The sequence below is a fragment of the Paenibacillus sp. UNC451MF genome (assembly GCF_000686845.1).
In the GTDB taxonomy this organism is placed as follows: Bacteria; Bacillota; Bacilli; order Paenibacillales; family NBRC-103111; genus Paenibacillus_S.
This window is the reverse complement of record NZ_JMLS01000068.1, coordinates 1-3405: the sequence shown is the minus strand read 5'-3', so window position 1 is coordinate 3405 and position 3405 is coordinate 1. Positions and strand designations below refer to the sequence as shown.

General features: G+C 40.0%; 6 protein-coding genes. 3 read left to right on the top strand and 3 right to left on the bottom strand.

The window, feature by feature from the left end:
• Positions 1–203: 203 nt before the first annotated feature.
• Complete coding sequence (locus tag BP97_RS0130855) at positions 204–596, top strand: SET domain-containing protein (protein WP_028552544.1); 393 nt, start codon at positions 204–206, stop codon at positions 594–596.
• A gap of 77 nt (positions 597–673) precedes the next feature.
• Here the strand turns inward: BP97_RS0130855 and BP97_RS0130850 are convergent, their stop codons facing one another.
• The 3 genes from BP97_RS0130850 to BP97_RS41510 form a co-directional block, all read right to left on the bottom strand.
• Positions 674–1399 (bottom strand): SDR family NAD(P)-dependent oxidoreductase, encoded by a 726-nt coding sequence (locus BP97_RS0130850; RefSeq protein WP_028552543.1) that lies wholly within the window; start codon positions 1397–1399, stop codon positions 674–676.
• On the bottom strand, positions 1396–1773 hold the full coding sequence (locus BP97_RS0130845) for a MerR family transcriptional regulator (RefSeq protein ID WP_028552542.1): 378 nt from the start codon (positions 1771–1773) through the stop codon (positions 1396–1398). Before BP97_RS0130845 ends, BP97_RS0130850 begins: the two co-directional genes overlap by 4 nt.
• A gap of 139 nt (positions 1774–1912) precedes the next feature.
• Entirely contained in the window at positions 1913–2047 is a 135-nt protein-coding gene (locus BP97_RS41510) for a hypothetical protein (RefSeq protein ID WP_269321936.1), read from the bottom strand.
• Positions 2048–2305: 258 nt separating this feature from the next.
• On the opposite strand from BP97_RS41510, the gene BP97_RS0130835 reads away from it, so the two are divergent.
• Positions 2306–2980, top strand: coding sequence for a hypothetical protein (locus BP97_RS0130835; protein WP_028552541.1), 675 nt, complete (start codon positions 2306–2308; stop codon positions 2978–2980).
• A 63-nt stretch (positions 2981–3043) separates the two neighbouring features.
• Positions 3044–3405: GNAT family N-acetyltransferase (locus BP97_RS38040; RefSeq protein ID WP_036746876.1), on the top strand; the 362-nt coding region annotated here is incomplete at its 3' end.

Below are 3405 nucleotides of genomic sequence, written 5' to 3'. Positions count from 1 at the left end.
TTTAACTAACGATAATTAAGGTTATATCTTACATTTAAATCAAATACATAACATATATATAACATGTGTTTAACAATTGGTTTTAATTGCATGTTTTTGGTATCATATTGTCATATTATCAGATGTGGGTTACAATGATTACTTTCATCCTTATTACTGAATTCATGAGATTTCATAGACTAAAGATCGCGCAGGTGACTATTATGATTGAGATCAAGACTTCCAAGCTTAGCGATGGAGAATTTAATAGAGGGGTATTCGCAACATGCGATATAGCCAAAGACGCTCTTATACATGAGGCGCCGGTCATTCCTTATCCTAATGAGGAGCATGTCCATATAGAAAAGACATTCCTTGCTGACTATGTGTTCGAATACGGGGCTAATCACACCGCTCTCCTTTTGGGATATGGCATGCTGTTTAATCACTCCTACACACCTAATGCCTTTTACGAGCTGAACTTCGACAACCATACGGTTGATTTCTATGCCTATACCGATATTAAGGCTGGAGAAGAAATATTAATTAACTATAACGGCGAAGTCGATTGCGATGACCCGCTATGGTTTGAGGACAACAATAATAAATCAGAGTAATTACTCTAATGGCTTCCCATTAAAATAACCGTGCAGACCCGTTCTAAAAATCTCCGGGAATGTCACGGTTATGTGGGTTACCATTCTGCTTGCATTCGATTGCGAAAAAAACCACCATTTGGACCTTCTTCATCAAGAGTAGCCAGCCAAACGGCAGTATCCGCTCCTTGTGCAGTCGTTTGCGGGGCATCCGCTCCCCCCATATCTGTCTGAACCCTTCCAGGACATGCCGCGTTCACCTTGATTCCCATCTCGGCCACCTCATGTGCGACTAGACAAGTTAAGGCATTGAGCATTGTTTTAGAAATGCGATAAGCAGACGAGGAACCTTTTAGACCTAATAAGCCTTGATGAACTTGGAATGATCCTAGAGCAGACGATATATTTACAATACGCCCATAACGATGTTGCTTCATCAAGGGTACGGCTGCTTGAATAAGACTCAATGCCCCATAATAATTGGTCTCCAACGTTTCTTTCATAACAGATTTCTTGACGTCCAAGACAGAAGTTCCCCTATCGAGAATGATCCCTGCGTTGTTCACAAGCACATCAAGACGGCCGTATACATCGGCAATGTTCTCCATCATTTGAACAATACTTTTGCGGTTACTCACATCGACTACCTTGAACTCAACCTTTATCCCTTCCTTGCTTAATTGTTCCATTGCGTCTCGTCCCTTATTCTCGTCGCGGCAACCTATCAAGACTCGTAACCCTTTTAAGGAAAGCTGTCGAGCAACTTCCATTCCGATACCTCTGTTTCCTCCAGTAACCAATGCCATTCGTTGATTCATATTCATTTTATTTCCTCCGTTTGAGCAATTAAGCCTCTCCATCTGGCTATGCTTTCTTCTAGTTGAGCTTCAGCTTTACGTAAAAGCTCAATTTGTTTTTTGATCTCATCCAGTTTTCTTTCTCCAATCTCTATAGCATTAGGAAGACATTGCCGTTTACTTCCGTTTTGAAACAGGCAGTCAAAAAAATCCATGATTTCTTTTACCGTGAGTCCAAGACTAAAGTAAAGCTGGATAAATTCGACTTTTTCAATATCTGACTCCGCATAATCCCGATAACCATTTTCCAGCCGTGATGGATTCAGCAGCTTCCTTTCTTCGTAATATCTTAGAGAGCGCAGGCTCACTCCCGTTCTTTTGGACAACTCGCTTATATGCATATAACCGCATCCTTCATCGATTTATACCGTCATTCTAAACCATTACATCATGTGAAGGTCAAGGCCAAAAAGACCCTCACACCTGCCGCAGGCTGAAAGTCTCTTGATTTACCCTTATTCAATTGGTCAATAAAACATATTAAGCAAGGGATACTTTCTTATCCAGCTCGCGCGGCGTGATGTGCATAAGATGTTTTTTATCACCGGTTTTTATGTACAATAAGAAATAGTAACGATTGCTGTGTGCTGAGAGATTGGTTGGGCTCACTTTCATCTAGGCTACCTCCTTTCTTTGCTTCTCTAGTAATCTAGTATTCTCACAATCTAATGTTTCTATACATACTATTAACATGATTCTACCTTTTCAAAACAAAAACCGACCGGATATTTCAAAAGAGTAGATTCTCCCCTGCAAAAAGAACAGACAGATATGCTTGACTATAAAAGGAGATCACCGCTAATCTAGAAAAGATTAACCGCTATCAGATACCCTAATGAATTTTAAAAATATCATAGAAAGAGAGAGAACTAATTGAAGAACAAGAACTTTGATGCAGGACTACCATTTATCACTTCTTTAATTGCGATATTCTCAATCATTACAACAACTCAGTCATGGGGATATGTCTATAAGTTATTCTCTGATCAACTTTGGCAGTCACTAGGGGCTATACTGGGAGCAATCGGCGTTTTTATTGGAGCAAAACTTGGCTCCAAGTTAGGGTATGAGCAAAACATAAAAATACAAAATAATCAGTTAAAAGAAACCAAGAAATCACTTCTACCTTTAGTAAGAAATGAAATATGGGACAACATTCTTTGCTTGCAAGGAGCAATAGATTTTTTAGAGCAGCCTCCGCCGAATGCCTTAGAGACAGAACAGATCAAAAGTATGTTCGGTGCACTTGAACTCTCAATATCACAAATAAGAACTGTTCATTTTGAAGAAACAGTCAAAGCACATATATTACCGCTAATCGACTCCGAACTCCAAACACTTTTAAGAGGCTCCTCCTCCTCCATTAATCATGTTTGTATCTATCTTAAGATGGAGGCTTATAAATATTACTGCGGCAATTCTAATTACATTAAATTTGAAAATATGGATAATATTGTCGTACTACTCAAAGATTGTGTCAACTTGCTTGAACAAGCGATAATGAGATTTGATGCAACCGAAAACTTAAATGAACTATTAGGCTATTGAAGCTACACTTACAAAAGTACGAATGAGAAGTACCTACCCCATAAGTAAAGGAGCAAATCGGGCATGAAGGTGGTTATTGTTGATAATCCAATCCTTAAAGACAAAATGGAGGATTTGTTGTACACCGAGATGTGGAAGCCATACGGAATGAGTAGAGAAACGAGACAAGCGCTCGCCATGTCCGGAGAAGAAATAAACTTCGTATGCTTGGAGGGTGACGACGTTGTTGGTGCCATGGTCTTGATTGTGAACGGTTCAACCGCAGAAATCCGCTTCGCTGCTGTAGCCTCAGATCATCGAAAGAAAGGGATCGGACGCCGGCTATGGGAAGAAATAGCCACGCACATCACCCAGCATACGAATATTTCAACGGTTGAACTCCACTCCAGGAATATATCGATCGATTTTTGGAGCAGCCTTGGCTT

Excerpts from the sequence above, each read along its gene's own strand:
- BP97_RS0130845 (WP_028552542.1), bottom strand. The coding sequence starts at position 1,773 with ATGCATATAAGCGAGTTGTCCAAAAGAACGGGAGTGAGCCTGCGCTCT.
- BP97_RS0130850 (WP_028552543.1), bottom strand. The coding sequence starts at position 1,399 with ATGAATATGAATCAACGAATGGCATTGGTTACTGGAGGAAACAGAGGT.
- BP97_RS41510 (WP_269321936.1), bottom strand. The coding sequence starts at position 2,047 with ATGAAAGTGAGCCCAACCAATCTCTCAGCACACAGCAATCGTTACTAT.
- BP97_RS0130855 (WP_028552544.1), top strand. The coding sequence starts at position 204 with ATGATTGAGATCAAGACTTCCAAGCTTAGCGATGGAGAATTTAATAGA.